The sequence below is a fragment of the Streptomyces sp. V1I1 genome (assembly GCF_030817355.1).
In the GTDB taxonomy this organism is placed as follows: Bacteria; Actinomycetota; Actinomycetes; order Streptomycetales; family Streptomycetaceae; genus Streptomyces.
The window spans coordinates 1,325,703-1,345,136 of record NZ_JAUSZH010000001.1 but is presented as its reverse complement, the minus strand read 5'-3'; the positions used below and the strand labels follow the sequence as shown (position 1 = coordinate 1,345,136).

The 19,434-nt window shown below is 69.8% G+C and carries 16 protein-coding genes and 1 pseudogene; 7 read left to right on the top strand and 10 right to left on the bottom strand.

The window, feature by feature from the left end; translation table 11 throughout:
- Nucleotides 1-243 precede the first annotated feature (243 nt).
- Complete coding sequence (locus tag QFZ67_RS06600) at nt 244-1,239, top strand: zinc-binding alcohol dehydrogenase family protein (RefSeq protein ID WP_307665748.1); 996 nt, start codon at nt 244-246, stop codon at nt 1,237-1,239.
- Nucleotides 1,240-1,466: 227 nt separating this feature from the next.
- Here the strand turns inward: QFZ67_RS06600 and QFZ67_RS06595 are convergent, their stop codons facing one another.
- From QFZ67_RS06595 to QFZ67_RS06580, 4 genes are all read right to left on the bottom strand, one after another.
- Entirely contained in the window at nt 1,467-1,694 is a 228-nt protein-coding gene (locus tag QFZ67_RS06595; RefSeq protein WP_307660153.1) for a hypothetical protein, read from the bottom strand.
- Between the two features lie 22 nt (nt 1,695-1,716).
- The gene (locus tag QFZ67_RS06590) at nt 1,717-2,685 is read right to left on the bottom strand and encodes a serine protease (protein WP_307660152.1); all 969 of its coding nucleotides are present in this window, start codon (nt 2,683-2,685) and stop codon (nt 1,717-1,719) included.
- A 554-nt stretch (nt 2,686-3,239) separates the two neighbouring features.
- Nucleotides 3,240-5,105 (bottom strand): long-chain fatty acid--CoA ligase, encoded by a 1,866-nt coding sequence (locus QFZ67_RS06585; RefSeq protein ID WP_307660151.1) that lies wholly within the window; start codon nt 5,103-5,105, stop codon nt 3,240-3,242.
- Nucleotides 5,106-5,187: 82 nt separating this feature from the next.
- Entirely contained in the window at nt 5,188-5,919 is a 732-nt protein-coding gene (locus QFZ67_RS06580) for a CDP-alcohol phosphatidyltransferase family protein (protein WP_307660150.1), read from the bottom strand.
- Between the two features lie 141 nt (nt 5,920-6,060).
- Between QFZ67_RS06580 and QFZ67_RS06575 the strand changes: the two genes are divergently transcribed.
- From QFZ67_RS06575 to QFZ67_RS06555, 5 genes are all read left to right on the top strand, one after another.
- Nucleotides 6,061-7,053, top strand: a complete 993-nt coding sequence (locus QFZ67_RS06575) for a zinc-binding alcohol dehydrogenase (protein WP_307660149.1) — start codon at nt 6,061-6,063, stop codon at nt 7,051-7,053.
- A 77-nt stretch (nt 7,054-7,130) separates the two neighbouring features.
- Nucleotides 7,131-7,529 carry a 6-carboxytetrahydropterin synthase gene (locus tag QFZ67_RS06570; RefSeq protein ID WP_307660148.1) on the top strand — a complete coding sequence of 133 codons (399 nt, stop codon included), beginning with the start codon at nt 7,131-7,133 and terminating at the stop codon, nt 7,527-7,529.
- 53 nt (nt 7,530-7,582) lie between these two features.
- Nucleotides 7,583-8,653, top strand: a complete 1,071-nt coding sequence (locus QFZ67_RS06565; protein WP_307660147.1) for a glycosyltransferase family 4 protein — start codon at nt 7,583-7,585, stop codon at nt 8,651-8,653.
- Entirely contained in the window at nt 8,650-9,486 is an 837-nt protein-coding gene (locus QFZ67_RS06560) for a class I SAM-dependent methyltransferase (protein ID WP_307660146.1), read from the top strand. The genes QFZ67_RS06565 and QFZ67_RS06560 overlap by 4 nt, the downstream gene beginning before the upstream one ends.
- The gene (locus QFZ67_RS06555) at nt 9,483-10,601 is read left to right on the top strand and encodes a lysylphosphatidylglycerol synthase transmembrane domain-containing protein (protein ID WP_307660145.1); all 1,119 of its coding nucleotides are present in this window, start codon (nt 9,483-9,485) and stop codon (nt 10,599-10,601) included. The genes QFZ67_RS06560 and QFZ67_RS06555 overlap by 4 nt, the downstream gene beginning before the upstream one ends.
- On the opposite strand, the pseudogene QFZ67_RS06550 reads toward QFZ67_RS06555, so the two are convergent.
- Nucleotides 10,590-11,087 (bottom strand): annotated as a pseudogene (locus QFZ67_RS06550) (RibD family protein); the annotation flags it as partial. The gene QFZ67_RS06555 and the pseudogene QFZ67_RS06550 overlap by 12 nt on opposite strands.
- A gap of 146 nt (nt 11,088-11,233) precedes the next feature.
- On the bottom strand, nt 11,234-11,980 hold the full coding sequence (locus QFZ67_RS06545) for a creatininase family protein (RefSeq protein WP_307665747.1): 747 nt from the start codon (nt 11,978-11,980) through the stop codon (nt 11,234-11,236).
- Nucleotides 11,981-12,107: 127 nt separating this feature from the next.
- Here QFZ67_RS06545 and ribA point away from each other — a divergent pair, with 127 nt between their 5' ends.
- Nucleotides 12,108-12,761 (top strand): GTP cyclohydrolase II, encoded by a 654-nt coding sequence (ribA, locus tag QFZ67_RS06540; protein WP_307660144.1) that lies wholly within the window; start codon nt 12,108-12,110, stop codon nt 12,759-12,761.
- 25 nt (nt 12,762-12,786) lie between these two features.
- Here ribA and QFZ67_RS06535 read toward each other — a convergent pair whose 3' ends face one another.
- The 4 genes from QFZ67_RS06535 to QFZ67_RS06520 all read right to left on the bottom strand — a co-directional run bounded on the left by QFZ67_RS06535 (nt 12,787) and on the right by QFZ67_RS06520 (nt 19,276).
- Nucleotides 12,787-15,747 carry an NHLP bacteriocin export ABC transporter permease/ATPase subunit gene (locus QFZ67_RS06535; RefSeq protein WP_307660143.1) on the bottom strand — a complete coding sequence of 987 codons (2,961 nt, stop codon included), beginning with the start codon at nt 15,745-15,747 and terminating at the stop codon, nt 12,787-12,789.
- 1 nt (nt 15,748) lies between these two features.
- Complete coding sequence (locus QFZ67_RS06530; RefSeq protein ID WP_307660142.1) at nt 15,749-18,040, bottom strand: NHLP family bacteriocin export ABC transporter peptidase/permease/ATPase subunit; 2,292 nt, start codon at nt 18,038-18,040, stop codon at nt 15,749-15,751.
- Nucleotides 18,037-18,843 carry an HlyD family efflux transporter periplasmic adaptor subunit gene (locus tag QFZ67_RS06525; RefSeq protein WP_307660141.1) on the bottom strand — a complete coding sequence of 269 codons (807 nt, stop codon included), beginning with the start codon at nt 18,841-18,843 and terminating at the stop codon, nt 18,037-18,039. Before QFZ67_RS06525 ends, QFZ67_RS06530 begins: the two co-directional genes overlap by 4 nt.
- A 196-nt stretch (nt 18,844-19,039) precedes the next feature.
- Nucleotides 19,040-19,276, bottom strand: coding sequence for a type A2 lantipeptide (locus tag QFZ67_RS06520; RefSeq protein WP_307660140.1), 237 nt, complete (start codon nt 19,274-19,276; stop codon nt 19,040-19,042).
- Nucleotides 19,277-19,434: the final 158 nt, after the last annotated feature.

Sequence of the window (19,434 nt, the reverse complement as noted above, 5' to 3'; positions counted from 1 at the left end):
TTCCCCCTTTCGGTCAACGTTGTGCTGGCAATAGGAAGCTATTGGCCGGGCACGCCGCCCCCAAGGAGAAATCGCGTCACATGACGCGGCCACTCCTTCTCTGCCCAGGATTCGCCGTGCCTCCGCGTTGCGTTTGTATCGCGGCCGGCGCAGCCGCCGTGCAGGCGCGCCTCGACGGATCGGCCCCTCCGCGGTCTGATGGTGTGGAGGGAGGTGCCCCGGGTGGGCGGAATTCCTACGACGATGCGGGCATGGGTGGCCGATGCCGCCCGCAGCGGAGCGATCGAGCCCGTCGAGCTGCCCGTCCCGGTACCCGAGGCTGACGAAGTTCTGGTCCGGGTGCACGTATGCGGGGTGTGCCGCACGGATCTCCATGTCCGCGACGGCGATCTGCCGCCGCATCGCGAGAGGGTCGTGCCCGGCCACGAGGCCGTCGGCGAAGTCGTCGCGGTCGGCGCCGGGGTCACCGTGCCGAGAGTCGGTACCCGGGTGGGAATTCCTTGGCTGCGCCGGACGTGCGGAGTGTGCCGGTACTGCGCCCGAGGACAGGAGAACCTGTGCCCCTCGTCCGTCTACACCGGTTGGGACGCGCACGGCGGCTATGCCCAGTACGCCACCGTGCCCGCGACGTACGCGTACGAGCTGCCCGGCGGATACTCCGACGAAGAGCTGGCCCCGCTGCTGTGTGCTGGGATCATCGGCTACCGGGCGCTGCGCCGGGCCGACCTCCCTCCCGGCGGCCGGCTCGGCATCTACGGCTTCGGAGCCTCCGCCCATATCACCGCGCAGCTCGCCATCGCCGAGGGCGCCGTCGTCCATGTCCTCACCCGGTCCCCGGCCGCCCAGGCACTCGCCCTGGAACTCGGCGCCGCCTCGGCCGGTGACGCTCACGCCCGGCCGCCCGAACCGCTCGACGCGGCGATCCTCTTCGCCCCGGTGGGTGACCTCGTCCCCGTAGCCCTGGAGGCACTCGACAGCGGCGGGACACTGAGCATCGCGGGCATCTACCTCACCGACATCCCGCCGCTGCAATACGAACGGCATCTCTTCCGCGAACGCAGCGTGCGCAGTGTCACCGCCAACACCCGCCAGGACGGACGGGACTTCTTCGCCGCGGCGGCCGGCCACCGGCTCCGGGCCATGGTCACCCCGTACGACTTCAAGGACGCGGACACCGCCCTGGACGACCTCGCGGCGGACCGGATCACCGGGGCGGCGGTGCTGCGCATGCCCGCCTGACTCACGCACATGTCAGCCTCGGGCAGGAGCCCGGCACGGCGAAATGGCCTGCTGTGGGATTCGGGGGACGGGGCTCAGTGCCTGCGGCCTTCATGCCCGCTGGTGCGGGTGCCGCCGTCCGGGGCCGCATATCCCTCCCAGGCCGAACGGGCGCGGGGGGCACGGGAGTTGCCCGCACCACCCGCGCCCGTCATCGGCCCGGGGCCGACTTGTCCGGCCTGCCGTCCTCAGCTGTCTTCCGGCATGGGGGCCGGCCGGGCCCCCTTCGTCCGTTCCGGCGTCCAGTAGTCCCGCACCTCGTCGGGGCCCTGCCGCACATCGCTGCTGGTGGTCCCTGAGTCCGGCTGCGGCTTGGGGGCCGAGGCGGCCGCGGCCGTACGCCATGCGGCCACAGCCACGACAGCGGCGAGCAGGACGGCGGCGGTTCCCCATCGGCTCAAGCTACTGCGACGCATTGGACTGCTCCTTGTCAGGTTGTCAGGTGACGCTGCCCTGGGCGTCGAACATCGCCTTGACGGAGTCATCGAAGTACGAGCTCCGGTTCCAGCCGCCTGAGGCGAGCGTGCTCATCGCCCCGTTGACGGACCCCAGGCCGTTGGAGTCGTTGAACTCCCGCAGCCACGGCCCGCCGCTCGATCCGCCGCCGAAGTCACACTGGAGTTCTATGCGGCCGTCGCTGACCGCTCGCGTGGTGCCCTGGCAGGCCCACTGGAGCTGGCCGTTGTCGCGGTTGCCCGGGTAGCCCATCACGGTCATGGCCTGGGTGCGCGAGAAGTTCCAGCTCAGTCCGTGACCGCCGGTGACGTTGACGATCTTGTTGCCGTTGAGCGGCCAGGTGGTCACCATCGCCACGTCCCGGCCGAGGTCACTGTTGTTGATCCAGGCGTTGAAGGTGCGGAACTGCTTGGCCGCGTAGGTGCCGAAGGGGCGGACGCCGGTGCGGAAGCGCGGCGCATAGGTCCAGTTTGTCATCCAGGTGCCGCCGCTGCCCCCGTGTACGCAGTGCCCGGCGGTGATCAGCATCTGCTTGGAGGGACTGTTGATGGCACTGGCCGAGCAGGTGTAATTGAGTCCGTTGCTGGGGTTGGTGAAGAACACCTTGCCCACCGCGGCGGATTCGGTGACCAGCGGCCTGACCGTGTCCACCCGCCCCTGGGCGGGCGGGGTTGATCCCGGCTTCCCGGTGGGTCCGGCCTTGCTCTGGGCGGCGCGCTGCGACCCGGCTGTCCGGTCGAGCGGGATGGCCTTCTTCATCCGCTCCGGTGTCCAGTAGCGGGCCAGCGCGGCGGCGGCGGACGCCGAGTCGACCGGCGTGCCGTTGGCGAGCCGCGGAGTGGCGCCGGCGGTGGTGGCCCCGGCCGGGACGGCCCCGGCGGGGGCGGCGGATCCGGGCCCGCTGGGCGCGGGTCCCGCCGTGGCGGGACCCGCCCCGACCAATGCCAGCATTGCGGCAGTGGCCAGCGGTAGTAGTGCCTGTCTGAGACTGCGCACGAGTGGTACCCCCAATGGTCGATTCGGACCACATTGCTGCAGTTCGCCAGTCAATGTGCGGAGCAATAGCGACCGTAGGTCTGGCAAGTGCCCGCGTGATAGTCCGAAATGAGTCCCTCCGCTATTCACTTACCGTGCCGCGTCGCATTTCGGTCAGTCCGGACCCACCGCTTGCTTGCCGAATACTTGTGTGCTGGATGCTGACAAGTGCAGTGGCTTACGGGGCCTTGGTGCGGCGTCAGCAGGCGGGGGCGGGTGAACTCCCCGGCTTTCGCGGTATCTTGTGAAATCCGAGCAGACCTGCGGGCATGCTCGTGATGCGCCGCCGGACGCGGGATTTGATTTCTCTTTCCGCCAAAAAACGAGACACATTGCGGGCGAGTGATTCATGGCCCCAACGCCTGAAGATTTCTAGTTACGCTGAGGCGTAGACCTGAACGCAGACTCTTCCAGAGAGGCCGTTGCGTCGTCTCCCGTGAGGGCATGCGACCAGAACAGATCGAAACAGTTCAGGTGCTGGGCCATGTCCCCGGCGCGTAGGGCCTCCTCAGTGCGTACAGCGCATCGATGTCCGCCGCGTACGCTCCCGTGATCGCCCGGCGCCGCAGTTTCAGTGTCGGCGTCATCAGCCCCTCCGTCACGCTGAACTCGCTTGGCAGGATGCGGAACGCGCGGATGGACTCGGCCCTCGAGACCTGGGTGTTGGCCCGGGAGACCGCCCGCTGGATCTGCGCCCGCAGATCCTCGTCGTCGGTCATCGCCGACACGTCCGCAGGCTGCTTCCCCTTGAGGCTCTGCCAGTGCGCCAGCGCCTCCGGGTCCACCGTGATGAGCGCCGCGATGTACGGCTGGTCGTCGCCCACGACCAGGCACTGCGAGATCAGCGGATGGTGGCGCAACTGCTCTTCCAGGGGCAGCGGAGCCACGCTCTTGCCGCCGCTGGTGATGATGACGTCCTTCTTGCGCCCCGTGATGACGAGATAGCCCTCGTCGTCGAGATGGCCCGTGTCGCCGGTGGCGAACCACCCGTCGCGCAGCACCGCCTCGGTGGCCTTGGGGTTGTTGAGGTAGCCGGCGAAGACCGTGTCGCCGCGGACCCACACCTCGCCGTCATCCGCGATGTGCAGCGCGCAGCCGGGAATCGGCCGGCCCACCGTGCCGAATCTGACAAATCCCGGCGGCTGGGCCGTGATCGCACCCGCGGTCTCGGTGAGGCCGTACCCGTCGTAGACGGTGACGCCCGTCCCCGCGAAGAACAGTCCCAGCTCCCTTCGCAGCGTCGAGCCGCCGGACACCGCGTTGCGCACCTGGCCGCCCAGTACGGCGCGCAACTGGCTGTACACCAGGCGGTCGTACACAGCGTGCAGGACCTTCAGGGACGGGCTCGGGCCATGGCCCGAGCCGATGGAGCGTCGCTCCACGGCCTCGGCGTAGCGCACCGCGACGGCCGCGGCCTTGTCGAAGAGGCTGAGGTGTCCTGCGTCCTCGGCCACGCGGCGGGCCCGGTGGAAGATCCTCTCGAAGATGTACGGCACGGCGAAAAGAAAGGTGGGCTGGAAGGACGCCAGAGCGGGGAGCAGCGTCTCGGGCGTCAGCTCGGGCTGGTGGCCGAGGCGGATGCCGCCCCGCAGACAGGCGACCACGACCATCAGCCCGTAAATGTGCGCGACGGGCAGGAAGTTGAGGATCGACGGCTGCACACCCGGCTCGGCGAGGATCCCGCCCCAGCCTTCGATCAGGATGTCGCATTCGGCGGCCAGATTGGCGTGGGTGACGAGGCAGCCCTTGGGCGTTCCGGTGGTGCCGGAGGTGTAGCAGATCGCGGCGATCTGGTCCGGCAGAACAGCGGCACGGTGACGGTGGATCAGGTCATCGTCCACGCCGAGGCCCTGGTCGATCAGGGCCGCCACACAGCCAAGGTCCATTTGCCAGATCGCTGACAGCCGGGTCACCGCGTCGGAGGCCGCCGCCACGGTCATCGCATGGTTCTCGTTCTCGACCACGATGGCCCGGACCTGGGCGTCGTTCAGGATCCAGCGCACCTGCTCGATGGACGACGTGGGGTAGACCGGAACGATCTCGGCGCCGACGGACCACAAGGCGTACGCCAGAACCGTCCACTCGTAGCGAGTACGGGACATCAGCGCGACCCGGTCACCGAACCGGATGCCGCCGGCCAGGAACCCCCTGGCCACGGCCGTGACTTCGTCGCGGAACTGCTCCGCGCCGATCGGCTCCCAGTCATCCGGCCCTGTCCCCGTCCGGCGGGTGAGCTGCACCAGGGAGGGATCGCGATCGGCAGTCTCGTACACAGAGTCGGCCAGACCCCCCGAGCGCGGCCGTTCGGCACAGAATGGAGGACCGCTTCCTTGCATTGGGCCTCTCCCCTCCCCGTGTTGGGGCGCGCCGCACTGTGCAACTCAGGGAGCGAAAGGTACCTGTTGGAGGCAGTGTTGCCTAGTTTCCGTGGGTAAGCCGGTCCCTGACGCCCCACAGCCACCTGATGTCACGTCCGAAGGACCAGATGAGCAGGGCCAGCGCCGAGAAGACCGCCGCGTACGCCGGCAGGCGCGGGACGACTCCGGCGCCTACCACCAGAAGCACGATCCCCTGCAGCGCCGCCACCGTCTTGCGGCCCGTGCTCGGAGGCAGGGCGCCGTTCAGCCACGGCAGAACCCGGGCCGCCGCGACGAAGGCGTAGCGCATCGTGCCGATCAGCAGGACCCAGGGGCCCATCGACGTGGCGACATAAATGCTGAGTACCAGAATCAAGAAGGCATCGACTTCCATGTCGAAGCGCGCGCCCAGGGGGGAAGCAGTCCCGGTGCGGCGGGCGACCTGGCCGTCGACCGCGTCGAGGATCAGCGCCACCGTCGTGAGCGCGACCAGGAGCGTGACCGGCGGCGGACTCTCGAAAGAGTCCGCGACCAGGGCGGTCACGCCCCCGACGAGTGTCGCCCGCGCGAGGGTGACGCGGTTGGCGGCCCCGAAGGAGCTGAGCCACGAGCGGTGCACGGCGCGCGTGAGCACGGCCCAGGTCACGAGCGCGAACGCCAGGCCTGTCAGCCACCCCGCGGGCCCCAGGCCGATCGCCGTGCCGAGAAGGGTCAGCAGAAGTAGCTGCGCACCCGCTCCAGCGGCTGTCTCCTGGCGCAGCAGCCGCCTGTCGTACGTGTTGTTCAGGGCCACCCTTGCCGCCCTCCGGCTGCGTGACAGAGTCAATGGTGCCGCGTACCGTGGCCGCGGCTTGTTAAAGATCAGTACGTCAAACGTCGCCCGAATGTTCAGGAGCACGCACATGAAGCGCGCCGATTGTTCAGGAGTACGCAGATGAAGCGCGCCGCCCGTGCCTTCTGGCTCCGCTCTCCCGGCCACGGCGAGATACGGAACGTCTCCTTGCCCACGCCCGCCGCCGACGAGGTTCTGGTGCGCACCCTCTGTTCCGGCGTGAGCCGCGGAACGGAGACCCTCGTCTTCCGCGGTGGCGTGCCGGAGAGCCAGCACACCGCGATGCGGGCGCCGTTCCAGGACGGCGAGTTCCCCGGGCCGGTCAAGTACGGCTATCTCAACGTCGGCCTGGTCGAAGAAGGACCACAGCACCTCCTCGGCCGTACGGTCTTCTGCCTCTACCCGCACCAGACCCGCTACGTCGTCCCCGCGAGCGCCGTGACGCCCGTGCCGGACACCGTCCCCGCCGCCCGGGCCGTGCTGGCCGGGACGGTGGAGACCGCGGTGAACGCCGTGTGGGACGCCGCGCCCCTGATCGGCGACCGGATCGCGGTGGTCGGGGCCGGCATGGTCGGCGCCTGCGTCGCCGCCGTCCTCGCCCGGTACCCCGCCGTCCGCGTGCAACTCGTCGACGCGGATCCCATGCGTGCCGGGATCGCCCGCGCGCTCGGCGTCGACTTCGCGCTCCCCGAGGACGCCGCGGGCGACTGCGATCTCGTCGTCCATGCCAGCGCCACCGAGGACGGGCTCGCGCGCTCACTGGAACTCCTTGCCCCGGAAGGGACGGTTGTCGAGCTGAGCTGGTACGGCGATCGCCGGATCAGCCTGCCGCTGGGGGAGGCCTTCCACTCCCGCCGCCTGGTACTGCGCAGCAGCCAGGTGGGGATGGTGTCCCCCTCACGGCGCTCCAGCCGGACCTTCGCCGACCGCCTCGCGCTCGCGCTCGACCTGCTCGCCGACCCCGCCTTCGACGCGCTGATCACCGGCGAGTGCGCCTTCGACGAACTGCCGGAGGTGCTGCCGAGGCTCACCTCCGGGGAGCTCCCGGGGCTGTGCCACCGTGTTCTCTACGAAACCGCTGCTGACCCGGCCTGAACAACGAGAACAAGCCAGCCGTACTACAGGGTCCCAGTACAGGGTCCGATGTGCCGCCACACCTGGAGGGTCATCCGTTGTTCAGCATCACCGTCCGCGACCACCTCATGATCGCTCACAGCTTCCGTGGAGAGGTCTTCGGCCCCGCGCAGCGCCTGCACGGAGCGACGTTCCTTGTGGACGCCACCTTCCGCCGCGCCGAGTTGGACGCCGACAACATCGTTGTCGACATCGGACTGGCCACCCGGGAACTCGGCGCCTTGGTCGGCGAGTTGAACTACCGCAATCTCGACGACGAATCCGACTTCGCGGGCACCAATACCAGTACGGAATTCCTGGCGAAGGTCATCGCCGACCGTCTCGCCGACCGGGTGCACGCAGGGGCTCTGGGCGAGGGCGCCCGCGGCCTGGCCGGCATCACGGTCACCCTGCACGAATCACATATCGCCTGGGCGAGTTACGAGCGCACCCTGTGAACCGCGCCGATGTTCATGCGGCCGCCCCGCACTCGCGCTCGGTGCATATCGTCATGCCCGGGGGCGTCGACGATCCGGCCGCGCCGAGTGGCGGCAATGTCTACGACCGCCGTGTTTGCCAGGAATTGCCCGGAATCGGCTGGCAGGTCCACGAGCACGCCGTCGCGGGCAGCTGGCCCGAGCCCGCAGCGGCCGCCCGCGCCGAACTGGCGCGAGTCCTGGCGGAGTCGGCGGACGGCACCGTCGTCCTCCTCGACGGACTCGTCGCCTGCGCCGTTCCCGACATCGTCGTCCCCGAGGCCGAACGGCTACGCCTGGCGGTGCTGGTGCATCTGCCGCTGGGCGACGAGACAGGACTCGCCCCCGCCCGGGCGGCGGCCCTGGACGCCTTGGAACGCGAAACTCTGCGCGCCGTTCCGGCGGTCGTGGCGACCAGCGAGTGGGCGGCCCGCAGGCTCGTGGCCCACCACGGCCTCGCCTCAGGCCGGGTCCATGTCGCCGCCCCCGGCGTCGACATCGAGCCCCCGGCGCCCGGCACCGACGGTGTCTCGCGGCTCCTGTGCGTTGCGTCGGTGACTCCGCGCAAGGGACAGTACCGGCTGGTGAAGGCACTCGCGGCCGTCGCGGACCTGCCCTGGGACTGCGTGTGCGCCGGCGGCCTCGATCAGGACCCCGGCTATGTCGCCGGCCTGAGGGAGCTGATCGAGGAGTACGGCCTCGGCGACCGAGTGAGCCTCGTGGGACCCCAGGCCGGTGCGGAGCTCGACGCGAGCTACGCCGCCGCCGACTTCATGGTGCTCACCTCGTACGCCGAGACGTACGGCATGGCCGCGACCGAGGCGCTCGCACGCGGCATCCCCGTGCTGGCGACGGCTGTCGGCGGTCTCCCGGAGGCGGTCGGGCGCGCGCCCGACGGCAGCGTGCCGGGCATCCTCGTACCGTCGGAAGACCCGGCGGCACTCCCCGCGGCGCTGCGCCGCTGGTTCGGCGACCCCGGCCTGCGCCGTCGGCTGAAGGCGGCAGCAGGCGACCGGCGCACAGCGCTGGACGGGTGGGAGACGACATCGCGGAAGCTGGCCGGTGCCCTGGAACAGCTCATACTCGAACCCCGGAGGGCCGCGTGAGTACGACCGACGTGCCTCGTTATGCCCCCGAGTGGCTGGAGCTGCGGGAAGGCGCCGACGCCGCCGCCCGCGCATCCGGACTCCTCGAACCGCTGCTCAGGCGTCTGAAGCGAGAGGATGCGGGGCTGGTGATTCGCGATCTCGGCTGCGGCACCGGCTCCATGGGACGCTGGCTGGCGCCCCGGCTGAACGGCCCCCAGCACTGGATCCTCAACGACCGTGACCCCGCTCTGCTCGAACTGGCCGCCGTGCGGATGCCCCGTACGGCGGCTGACGGCAGCAGCGTGACGGTCGCCGCCGAACCCGGTGAAATCGGCCGCCTGACCGCTGAAGACCTGGCCGGCACCTCGCTGTTGACGGCGTCCGCTCTGCTGGACGTGCTCACCCGCGACGAGATGGACGGGCTCGCCAAAGCCTGCGCGAGGGCCGAATGCCCGGCACTGCTGGCGCTCTCCGTGGTCGGGCGGGTCAAGCTGACACCGGCCGAACCGCTGGATGCCGAGCTCGCCGCCGCTTTCAACGCCCACCAGCGCCGTAACGGCCTGCTCGGGCCCGACGCCGTAACGGCGGCCTCCGAGGCCTTCGCACGGCAAGGGGCGACGGTACGGGCGCACCCCAGCCCGTGGCGGCTCGGCGCCGATGAGTCGGCGCTGACGGCGGAGTGGCTACGGGGCTGGGTCGGCGCGGCCTGCGAGCAGCGCCCCGGCCTCGCCTCGCGCGCCGAGGCGTATCTGCGGCGCCGCCTGGCCGCGTGTGAGGCGGGCCAGTTGCAGGTGGTGGTGCACCACAGCGATCTGCTGGCACTGCCCGGGCCGGCGGGCGGGACCTCATGAGCGCGCAGACAGTACGGGCCCGTCTCGGCACGCTCGCCGGAGCGGGCATCCTCCTGGTGCTGGTGTGGCGGCTGGGCACCGGCGCCTTCCTGGACGGGCTGCGCAGGATTGACGGCCCCACCCTGCTGGCCGCCCTCGGCCTCGGCCTGCTCACCACTGTGTTCAGCGCCTGGCGTTGGTGCGTGGTGGCCCGCGGCCTGAGCATCCGGCTGCCGCTGGGCCGTGCCGTCGCCGACTACTACCGGGCGCTGTTCCTGAACGCGGCGCTGCCCGGCGGCGTACTCGGCGATGTACACCGCGCCGTGCGGCACGGGCAGGACACGCATGACGTCGGCCGTGGTGTGCGCGCGGTCGTCCTCGAACGCACCGCGGGCCAGGTGGTCCTGATCGCGGTCGGCGTGACGGTCCTGCTCGCCCAGCCGTCCCCGGCCCTGGCGGGGCCCCGCGACCTGGCCGCGTCGCCGGGGACCGCTCTGGCTCTCGCCGTGGTGGTCGCCCTGACGATCGCGGTCGCCGTCCGGCTCCGCGGGAAGCCAGGCACATCGCGATGGCGCCGCGCGGTCCGCGCCGCGCTGGCCGAAGCGCGGCTCGGACTGCTCGCCCGCAGAAGCTGGCCGGGAGTGGTCATCTCGTCCGTCGTGGTGCTGGCCGGGCACCTCGGCACGTTCCTTCTCGCCGCCCGGGCCGCCGGGTCAACGGCGCCGTTCGCCGAACTCGCGCCCCTGATGGTGCTGGCGCTGCTCGCCATGGCGCTGCCGCTGAACGTCGGTGGCTGGGGGCCCAGGGAAGGCGTCACCGCGTGGGCCTTCGGAGCCGCCGGCCTGGGCGCGGCCCAGGGTCTGACCGTCGCCGTCATCTACGGAGTGCTCACCTTCGCCGCGAGCCTGCCCGGTGTCGGGGTGCTCGCCGGCCAGTGGCTCGCCCGTCTTCGGCGTCCCCAACTCCAGCTCGAAGAGCGTGTCCTCGCCGAGGGCGGCGCGTCGCACCGGCGGGCGGAGCGCGTCCCGCATCACCGGCGTACCGGCGAAGCGGAGCCCTGGGACACCGTCGCCGAGCAGGACCGGCGCCACCGTGACGTAGAGCCGGTGCAGCGCCTGCTCGTGCAGGAAGCGTGACACGGTGACGCCGCCGCCCTCGATCAGTACCCGGCCCAGACCGCGCCGCGCGAGCGCCTGCACCAGGCGGCCCGGGGCGAACGCATCGCTGTCCGGCAGTGTCAGTACATCGACGCCGTCCGGGGCGGACTTGCCGCGGTCACTGCCCTCGCCCACCACCCACAGCGTCGGCGCTGATCCGTCGGTGAACACCCGGTGCCCCGGCGGTACGCGGATGTGCGGATCGAGCACGACGCGCACCGGGTTGGCCCCGGGGCAGGCACGCACCGTCAGTTGCGGGTCGTCCGCGACCGCTGTGCCCGCCCCGACGACCACCGCGTCGGCGAGCGCACGCAGGCGGTGCAGATGAAGGCGGTCCTCCTCGCCCGTGACGTAGTCGGCGTCGCCGGTACGCGTCGCTATGAAACCGTCCAGGCTCTGTCCGAGCTGTGCGAACGTAACGTGCGGACCGGCCAGGCACAGTGGCAGATAGCGGTTGGCGAGCATCTCCGCCTCGGGCGAGGCGTCCTGCTTCCAGCGCCGGCCGCCGTCCGCGCCCGGGACAAGGCCGGCGGCCTCGGCGTCCGCCTCCGACCGGATGCCCCGCAGCCGCTCCCAGCCTTCTGCCGCGTCGAGTACGCGGCTGCGGCCGGTCATCGCGTCGCCTGCCGGGTGAGCAGTGAGACGTACTCACCGAAGGATTCGACCAGTGCCGCCAGAAGTTCTTTTCCCTTATCGGCGGACGCCATTGACGGACGGCCGATGACACCGGACTCGGTGTATGCCGTCATACCCAGAGTGAGCAGATGCTTACGGTCGTCGACCAGGAAATCGGAGGTCTCATAACCGGGGCGGACCAGTTCGGGATGGGCGTGCAGCAGGATGGACGTCTCCACTTCACCCGCGTGCATATCGCTGTGTGACGGGGTCTGGACACCGGCCCTGGACCGTGCCGCATCCCAGTCTGCCGAGCCGGGGAAAAGCGCCATACGTATCCCGCTGCCGACGGATTCCTGAACTACGTTACGCAGCACGTAATTTCCGCCGTGTCCGTTGACCAGAATCAGGGAACCGACACCGGACCGGCGGAGCGAGTCGGCGATGTCCCGTACGACGGCGTGGAGGGTCGCGGCGGAAATGCTGACGGTTCCCGGCCAGGCCGCATGCTCGTGCGAACAGGAGATCGTGAGAGGAGGAAGGTGGTGAACCGGGTGGGCTGCGGCGATCTCCCGGGCGATGGTGCAGGCGACGACCGTGTCGGTCACCAGGGGAAGGAACGCACCGTGCTGCTCGAAGCTGCCTATGGGAAGGACGGCGACATCGGCCTGCCGGGACCGCACGTCCTCCGTGGAGTCCCATGGCAACAGGCCCGATGCCTGTGGCGTTTGTGAACCACTCATTGTTTTAGGGCCTTTCGTTGTTCGCTCCGCGCGTCCATGGTCGAACGTGATGAAACGGGCAGTCAGTTGATGCTTCTTCGTCATTTTGACCTACGCCGCCCAGAGATTGCCAGATAGGATCGGGGTCATGACAGAAAGTGATGGCGTGTTCGGCGACAGTGTTCGTCCTTCAGGTGTCGAACGAGTGGTGGATGTCCGGCTGTCCACCACGCACGGCGATTTCCTCGCTGTCGGCTACCTGGACCGCGAAAGCGGGGACGAACAAATGGTGCTGGTATACGGCGATGCCGAGAAAGAGGGAGCACTTACCCGCGTGCATTCGGAGTGTCTGACCGGAGATGTCTTCGGGTCCAAGCACTGTGAATGCGGCGATCAGCTGTCCGCCGCACTGCACGCCATCGTGACGGAAGGGCGCGGCATTCTCGTCTACCTCCGGGGGCACGAGGGGCGAGGGATAGGCCTGTTGGCCAAGCTGCGGGCCATGAAGCTCCAGGCGGAGGGGCTGGACACGGTCGAAGCGAATCTCGCCCTCGGGTTCCCGGCCGACGCCCGCGACTACCGGGTGGCGGCGGAGATCCTGCACGACCTCGGTGTGCAGTCCGTGCGGCTGTTGTCGAACAACCCGCTCAAGCGCGAAGCACTGCTGCGGCACGGCATCAAAATCACCGAGCAGGTTCCGCTGCTGATACCGCCGCGCGAGGAGAACATGTCGTATCTGTTGACCAAGCGGGAACGCCTCGATCATTACCTGCCGCACCTGGACGGCGTGACCGGTCAGTGACGACCGGTTCCACGGGTCCGCCGGCTCAGGTCATCTGCCGTCGCACCAGTTCGTGAAGCGCGCCGCCCGCGTTGGTCAGCAGGTCAGCCGGGCGGCCCTGCTCCACGACGCGGCCGTCCGACATCACGATCACGCGGTCGGCGTCCATCACCGTCGACAGCCGGTGGGCGATCACCACGCGGCTGGCGCTCAGTTGGCGGGTGGACTCGATCACGATGCGCTGGGTCTCGTTGTCCAGCGCGCTGGTCGCCTCGTCGAAGAACAGGATGCGCGGGCGGCGGATCAGGGCCTGGGCGATCATCAGGCGCTGGCGCTGGCCGCCCGAGATCGCGCCACCGGCCGAGATCATGGTGTGCAGGCCCATCGGCATGCGCTTGATGTCCTCGGCCAGGCCCGCCATCTCGGCGGCCTCCCACGCCTCTTCCTGGGAGAAGGATTCGGCGCCGCAGATGCAGTCCAGGATCGAGCCGGTCAGCGGCTGTGCGTTCTGCAGGACGACACCGCACTGGCGGCGGACGGCGGCCTGGTCCAGGGCCGCCAGGTCCTGGCCGTCGTACAGAACGCTGCCCGAGGCCGGCTTGTCGAAGCCGATGAGGAGGCGGAGAAGCGTCGACTTGCCGCATCCGCTGGGGCCGACGATCGCCACGAACTCGCCCGGACGCACCTGGAGAGACACGTCGTCGAGGACCAGGGGACCGTCGTCGGAGTAGCGGAAGGAGAGCTTCCTGGCCTCAATCGCACCGGTCAGGGTGCCGGGCTGGGCGCTGGCGCCGCGGACCTCAGGGGCCTCGTCGAGTACCGGCTTGATCTGTTCGAACATGGGCAGGACGGCGGCGGCCGAGACCAGCGCCCCGGAGACCTGCGTGACGGAGGTCAGCAGCATGGTCACGGAGGTGTTGAAGGTCAGGAACTCACCGGCCGACATGCTGCCACGGGCAGGGCCGGCCAGCAGCATGAACATGGTGAGCGAACAGAGCGGCAGATAGACCGCGTCGAGGACCGTGGTCAGGTTCCTGATCCGGCCGGCGCGCTGCTGCAGTTCACGGGAGCGGGCGAACTCCCGCGCCCAAGCGGCGTACGCGAAGCTCTCCGCCGCGGCGACGCGCAGCTTGGGCAGCCCGCGCAGGGTCTGGAACGCCTGGTTGTTGAGCTTGTTGCCGAGCTCGACGAGCTGCCGCTGCCACCGCAGCTGCCACAGGCCCATCCCGAGGAACACGGCTCCGATGAGGATCAGCATGGCGATCGCGGCGAGCGCCAGCGGAACGCTGTAGCAGAGCAGCAGTACGAGGTTCATCGCGCCGACCGTGCTCGCCTGCACGGCCACCGGGCCGATGCCCGACAACACCCGGCGAATGGCGCTGATGCCCATCGCCGCACTCGCCAGCTCTCCGGTCGAGCGCTCGGTGAAGAACCTGGTCGGCAGCCGCAGCAGCCGGTCCCACACGGCCGGTTGCAGCGCGCTCTCGATACGTCCTTCCATCCGCAGAATGGTGAGGTTCTGCAGCAGCATGAAAGCTGCGGAGACGACCCCGGCGATCATTACCGCGAGTGAGACCTGGACGATGAGGTTCTTCTCGGCCGTCGGCACATACACGCCGAGCACCTGTCCGGTCGCGATCGGCACCAGCGCGCCGAGGCCCACAGTCACCAGCCCGGCGAACGCCAGATTGCGCAGGTCCATGCGGGTGTCGCGCAGGCTGAAGCGCATCAGCTGCCAGGCGGTCATGGGCCGTTCCGGCAGCGGGCGGTAGAACATCACGGCGCGCGGTTCGAGTTCCTCCGCGCTGTTGCTGCCGATGCGTATCCGCAGTCCGGAGGCCGGGTTCACCGCTTCGTACCGGCCGCGACGCCACAGCAGCGCGACCGGGGCACCCGACTTGGCCCAATGGCCCACCAGGGGGCCGGTGTTCGTACGCCACCAGCGACCGTCGAGTCTGACCGCGCGGGTACGGATCCGCGAGCCGACCGCTATCCGCTCGACGGGACTGACGCGGTCGCCCACCGCACCGCTCTTCGACGGCTCGGAGAGCGTGATCCCGGCGGCCTCCGCGACCCGTCGGCAGACGGCGAACGTGGCGTCGTCGGTCGCCACGTCAGCGCCGGTGGATGCCCGGCCGGCCCGTTCCGGCCTGCCGATGGAGGCCAGCAGCGCCTGGTCGGCCCGGGCGCGGACAGTCTCGCCCGCCTTGATACCGGCGGCCGTTCGGTCCTCGTGCGCGCGCTCCAGCTCTTCGATCCAGCGGTCCACCGCGGACAGCAGCCGGTACTGCTGGTTGACCATTTGCTGCCACAACGCAGCGTCGACCAGCAGGTCCCCGGCCGCCTCCGCGCTGTACGCGGCGCCGTACTGGACGCTGCCGGGGGAGACCGGCATCCACAGGATGTCGTCGTCGGCCACGGCCCCGTCGGTCGCGGGCCGGCCGTCGAGCGGAGCCTGGAACAGGACGCCGAGGCCCCGCCCGGTGCCGAGAGCGAAGGCGTACTCCAGGGGACTGGGCGCCTCGTAGCCGGTGTCGGATGTTTCGTAGCCGGTGTTGTATGTGCCGGACGCAGTGTCGTACGTCCCGGACGCAGTGTCGTACGTCCCGGACGCGGTGTTGTACGTGCCGGAGGCGGTGTCGTACATCCCGTACTCAGTCTCGTACGTCTCGTACTCCGGCCGGTACAGCTCCCGCAGCGGGATCCGGCGCAGCAGACAGTCCTGCGAAGGCCTGCCGAGCAGGGTGTGCCGCGGGCCGTCCACCGGGCCGAGCAGCAGTGTGCCCGCTTCGAGACGGCCGAGGAAGTGCCAGTGCCCCTGCTGGGCCGCGTCGACCGCGAAGAGATCCAGCGCCCCGCCGACGACGAGCCACAGCACCTGCGGCCCCTCCAGCGCCAGGCTGCGCAGGCCGGTGCAGTCGACGGGCGCGCCGAGGCCGCCCAGCGCGTGGGTCACCGCGTCGGTCTCGCCCGGTCCCGCGACCGCGGACGGGTGAACGGATGCCACGTCAGTGCTCCTTGACCAGGTCGGCGTACGGACCCCCGGCGGCGACCAGCTGCTCGTGCCTGCCGCGTTCGACGACCGAACCATGGTCGAGTACCACGATCTCGTCGCTGTCGCGCACCGTGCTCAGCCGGTGGGCGATCACGACGCAAGCGCAGCCGCGCCGCCGCAGATTATCGATGATGACCTGCTCGGTCTGTGCGTCCAGGGCGCTGGTGACCTCGTCGAGCACGAGGATGCTCGGCCGCCGGACCAGCGCCCGGGCGATCTCCAGCCGCTGGCGCTGACCGCCGGAGAAGTTGCGGCCGTCCTGCTCGACCCGGCTGTGGATGCCGTCGGGCCGCCGGGCGATCACGTCGTCGTAGAGCGCTGCGTCCTTGAGCGCGGTGACGACGGCCTCGTCCGGTATCGACGGGTCCCACAGCGCCACGTTGTCCCGGACGGTGCCTTCGAAGAGGAAGACGTCCTGGTCGACGAAGGAGACCGAGGCGGCCAGCGCGCTGCGGGGAATGTCCTCCAGGCGCTGCCCGTCGATACGGATCGTCCCCTCCCACGGGCTGTAGAGGCCGGAGATCAGCCGGGAGACGGTGGACTTGCCGCTGCCCGACCCGCCGACGAGCGCCACCTGCTGCCCAGGTCCCACCGTCAGCGAGAACTCGCTGAGCAGCGGCTTGTCCAGCGGGCTGTAGCCGAAGGTGATGTTCTCCAGCGTCACATGGCCCTTGAGCCTGCGGGTGCTCGCGTCCTGCTCCCGGCGTGAGTACAGCGCGTCGACGGGAAAATTCTCGACATCCTTGAGCCGGGCCACATCGGCGGCGAAGTCCTGGATCCTGCCCGCCACTCCGTTCAGCCGGGTGATCGGCGCGGTGAAGCGCGTCACCAGCGCCTGGAAGGCGACGAGCAGACCGATCGAGATATGGCCCTCCACCGCCCGCAGTCCTCCGATCCAGAGGATCAGCGCGCTGTTGAGCATCGCGAGGGTGGGCGCGACGACTGCGAGGGCGGCGCTCGGCACACCGAGCCGCTGCTGTACCTCCAGCGTGGTCGCGTGCTGCCCCGCCCAGCGCCGGAAGTACCCGTTCTCACCGCCGGTGGCCTTCATGGTCTCGATCAGCTGAAGACCGGTGTACGAGGTGTTGGTGAGCCGGGCGCTGTCCGCGCGCAGCTTCTGGGTGTTGGTGGCCCGCAGCCTGATCACGATGCGCATTGCGACCACATTGAGCAGCGCGATCAGCACGCCGATGACGGTGAGTTGAGGATCGTACGTCCACAGCAGGACGGCGTAGAGGATGACGACGACGCCGTCCACGCCCGCGGCGGCGAGGTCCCGCGCCAGAGTCTCGGCGACCGCGTCGTTGGACTGCAGGCGCTGCACCAGATCGGCCGGACTGCGCTGGGCGAAGAACGTGACCGGCAGTCTCAGCAGATGCCGCAGGAAACGGGCGCTGCTGAGCGTGGACGAGATGATGCGGCCGCGCAGCAGGTTCGCCTGTTGCAGGCCGGTGAGCACGGCGGTGAGCGCCACCATCACGGCCATCGACGCGAACAGGGGTCCCAGCAAGGAGGTCTGATTGCCGATCAGGAACATGTCGATGTACGTACGGCTCAGCGCCGGCACCGCGGCGCCGACCGCGACGAGCAGCAGGCTGGCGAGCAGAGCCGCCAGCAGAGTGCCCGTCGTACCGCGCAGCCGCGCGGGCACGGCGCCCATGATCCCCGGCTTACGGCCGCCCCGGCGGAAGCTGTCGGAGGGTTCGAAGATCAGCGCGACGCCGGTGAAGCTGGTGTCGAAGTCTTCCGTCGCCACAAAGCGGCGGCCCTTGTCGGGGTCGTTGATGTGCACGCCCCGGCGGCCGAACCGGCGTTCCATGCCGTCGTAGACGACATAGTGGTTGAACTCCCAGAACAGGATCGCCGGCGCCCGCATCTCCGCCAGCGCCGCCGACTCCATCTGCATGCCCTTGGCCTGGAGACCGTAACTGCGCGCCGCTTTGAGCAGGTTGCTGGCGCGCGAGCCGTCGCGGGAGACACCGCACGCGATACGCAGCTCCTCGAGCGGCACATGCCGCCCGTAATGCGCGAGCACCATGGCCAGTGAGGCGGCGCCGCACTCCAGCGCCTCCATCTGGAGGACGGTGGGGGTGCGAACGGCCTGCTGCTTCTTGGCCTTCTTGGCTTTGGGCGGGGGGCCGGCGCGGCGCGAGCCGCGCCGGGAGGCCGGCGTTCCCTCCGGGCGATGGCGTCCGCGGCCGCCCGCCGGCGGGGGCAGCTGTTGCTTCTGCTTCTGCGCGGTCACGGCAGCAGCCAATCGATCGGGTGCTGCTCGGACAGCCTGATGGAGCCGGTGGTCAGGGTCATGGAGTCGACGGCGTACGGCGGACCGTCCGCGGACGACCAGGTATAGCCGGACTCGGTGCGCGAAGACGGGTCGAGGCGTACCAGGACCGCCACGGGCTGACCCTTGTTCGAGAACTGCTCGCCCAGCTGACTGCTGCCGAGGAAGCCGGTGATCCGCTGGCGGGTCTGGGCGGTCCGGCCGACGGCCTTCACCCGGCCGCGCAGTACTCCGTACTGCTGGGTGGGCACCGACTGGACGGTGAGATCGACCGAAGCGCCCACGGGCACCGTCGATCCGCTGTCGGCGGGCACATACAGGACGGCCATCAGGGGGTCGTCCGGCTTGTCGATCCTCTCCACGGCCGCCACATCCGCTCCGGTCGTGACCACGGAGCCGATCGTGGCGACGAGTGCGGTCAGCCGGCCCGCGGCGATCGTACGGACGACGGTGCTGCCCTCGGCGGTACGGAGCTTCACCAGGGGAGCGTTGGCGGAAACCCTCGCGCCCTCTTCGGCGAGCACATCCGTGACCTGGCCCGCGACGGGGCTCTGCAGGACATAACTGCCCTGGGCGTGGGTGAGGATTCCGGGCGCGCCGAGTGTGGAGGTCAAGGTTCCGGTGACCGCCCAGGCGGATGCGGCGATCATGACGACGACCGTGACGGCCAGGACGAGCCACCCCTGCGGGCGGGCGAAACGCACCGGCAGATCGATTTCTTCCGGCGATTGCAGCTTGGAAAGGGCCTGTTGGCGGAACTGCACGACACTCTTCCCTCAACTGCGATGGTGCTGGCGGGTATTCGGCGCGGCTCGCTTGGCGAGCCCGCCGGGCGGCGGCCGTATGCCCCGGACCCTGGTTTGGATCCGGGGCATACGGTCCGGCCGGTCGGCAAGGAGGGGGAGCCGACGAGCCGTAGTCACCGCTTGGGGATGCGCCGCTGAGCGGCACACGACCGGCTCAGAGACCGGCGACCAGGCCCGTGACGCCGGAGGTGTCCAGGCCGGTGAGGCCCTCGGCGGTACCGACCACGGAGCCGACGGTGCCGGACGCGGCGCCGACGACGCCGGAGACCGGGATGACGGAGTCGACGGTGCCGAGCGCGGCGCCGGCAGCCTGGCCCACCAGGCCGCCGGACACGTTGTCCAGGTCGCTGTCGGAGATTTCCTGGGTCTGAACCTGGGGGGTGGAGTTCATGAGGGGGTTCCCTTCGCATGGATATCTCGAGTGCTGCGACTGAGTCTTTCGGCTCCCGCAGTGCGAAGGATCAAAGCACGCAGGCGCGTTGCGCAGCCAATCGGACAACTGCTGATGCGGTCGAAAGGCAGCCGTTGAATTACCTGACGTGCAGGTGT

Bases quoted from the DNA above. Each gene is read 5' to 3' on its own strand.
- QFZ67_RS06600 (WP_307665748.1), top strand. From the start codon at position 244: ATGCGGGCATGGGTGGCCGATGCCGCCCGCAGCGGAGCGATCGAGCCC.
- QFZ67_RS06595 (WP_307660153.1), bottom strand. From the start codon at position 1,694: ATGCGTCGCAGTAGCTTGAGCCGATGGGGAACCGCCGCCGTCCTGCTC.
- QFZ67_RS06590 (WP_307660152.1), bottom strand. From the start codon at position 2,685: ATGCTGGCATTGGTCGGGGCGGGTCCCGCCACGGCGGGACCCGCGCCC.
- QFZ67_RS06585 (WP_307660151.1), bottom strand. From the start codon at position 5,105: ATGCAAGGAAGCGGTCCTCCATTCTGTGCCGAACGGCCGCGCTCGGGG.
- QFZ67_RS06575 (WP_307660149.1), top strand. From the start codon at position 6,061: ATGAAGCGCGCCGCCCGTGCCTTCTGGCTCCGCTCTCCCGGCCACGGC.
- QFZ67_RS06565 (WP_307660147.1), top strand. From the start codon at position 7,583: ATGCCCGGGGGCGTCGACGATCCGGCCGCGCCGAGTGGCGGCAATGTC.
- QFZ67_RS06555 (WP_307660145.1), top strand. From the start codon at position 9,483: ATGAGCGCGCAGACAGTACGGGCCCGTCTCGGCACGCTCGCCGGAGCG.
- QFZ67_RS06545 (WP_307665747.1), bottom strand. From the start codon at position 11,980: ATGAGTGGTTCACAAACGCCACAGGCATCGGGCCTGTTGCCATGGGAC.
- ribA (WP_307660144.1), top strand. From the start codon at position 12,108: ATGACAGAAAGTGATGGCGTGTTCGGCGACAGTGTTCGTCCTTCAGGT.
- QFZ67_RS06520 (WP_307660140.1), bottom strand. From the start codon at position 19,276: ATGAACTCCACCCCCCAGGTTCAGACCCAGGAAATCTCCGACAGCGAC.